We start from the raw sequence: 1,257 nt of genomic DNA, 5'->3' as shown, positions 1-1,257 counted from the left end.
CCGCCGCGACCGTGATCGCAATGGCGGCGGCGGCGGTGGTGGCGGTGGCAACGGCGGTCGCTTCCGCGACGACGGCATGCCCAACGACAACGGTGAACAGCAGCCGTTCGTACCGCGTCCGCACGCCAACGTGCCCGAAGGCTTCCCGGTCTATTCGCTGAGCGACCTCAAGCGCATGCCGGCCCAGAAGCTGCTGGATATCGCCGAGCAGCTGCAGATTTCCGAAGGCGTGGCCCGTGCCCGCAAGCAGGACGTGATCTTCGCGCTGCTGAAGGTGCTGACCCGCCACGGTGACGGCGTGGCCGCCGACGGCGTGCTGGAAATCCTGCCGGACGGCTTCGGCTTCCTGCGTGCGGCCGAAGCCAGCTACCTGGCCGGCCCGGACGATACCTACATCTCGCCCAGCCAGATCCGCCGCTTCAACCTGCGTACCGGCGACCACCTGTCCGGCCGCATCCGCTTCCCGAAAGACGGTGAACGTTACTTCGCGCTGTCGATCGTGGACACCATCAACGGTGAGCCGCTGGAAGCGTCGAAGAACAAGGTGCTGTTCGAGAACCTGACGCCCCTGTTCCCGCGTCGCCGCTTCACCCTGGAGCGCGGCAACGGTTCCTCGGAAGACATCACCGGTCGCATCCTCGACCTGATGGCACCGCAGGGCAAGGGCCAGCGTTCGCTCATCGTTTCCCAGCCGAAGGCCGGCAAGACGATGATGATGCAGCAGGTCGCCACGGCCATCACCACCAACCATCCGGACGTGCACCTGATCGTGCTGCTGATCGATGAGCGCCCGGAAGAAGTGACCGAAATGCAGCGCACCGTGCGCGGCGAAGTCATCAGCTCGACCTTCGATGAGCCGGCCGCACGCCACGTACAGGTCGCCGAAATGGTGATCGAGCGCGCCAAGCGCCTGGTCGAGCACAAGAAGGACGTGGTGATCCTGCTCGACTCGATCACCCGCCTGGCACGTGCCTACAACAACGTGGTGCCCAGCTCCGGCAAGGTGCTGACCGGTGGTGTGGACGCCAACGCCCTGCACCGTCCGAAGCGCTTCTTCGGTGCCGCACGCAACGTGGAAGAAGGCGGCAGCCTGACCATCATCGCCACCGCGCTGGTCGATACCGGCTCGAAGATGGACGAGGTGATCTACGAAGAGTTCAAGGGCACCGGCAACAGCGAAGTGCACCTGAGCCGCCGCATCTCTGAAAAGCGCGTGTTCCCGGCCATCGACATCAACCGCTCGGGCACCCGTCGCGA

1 protein-coding gene is annotated in these 1,257 nt (G+C 65.3%); it reads left to right on the top strand.

Features of this window, described 5'->3' with window-relative positions; translation table 11 throughout:
• The coding region (gene rho, locus DBR20_RS08400) for a transcription termination factor Rho (RefSeq protein WP_258223259.1) at nt 1–1,257 on the top strand (1,257 nt) is incomplete at both ends.

Source organism: Stenotrophomonas sp. HMWF023, assembly GCF_003060985.1.
GTDB classification, from domain to species: Bacteria; Pseudomonadota; Gammaproteobacteria; order Xanthomonadales; family Xanthomonadaceae; genus Stenotrophomonas; species Stenotrophomonas lactitubi.
Note: the sequence above shows the minus strand (reverse complement) of the source record. Positions and strands in the feature narration are given on the sequence as shown.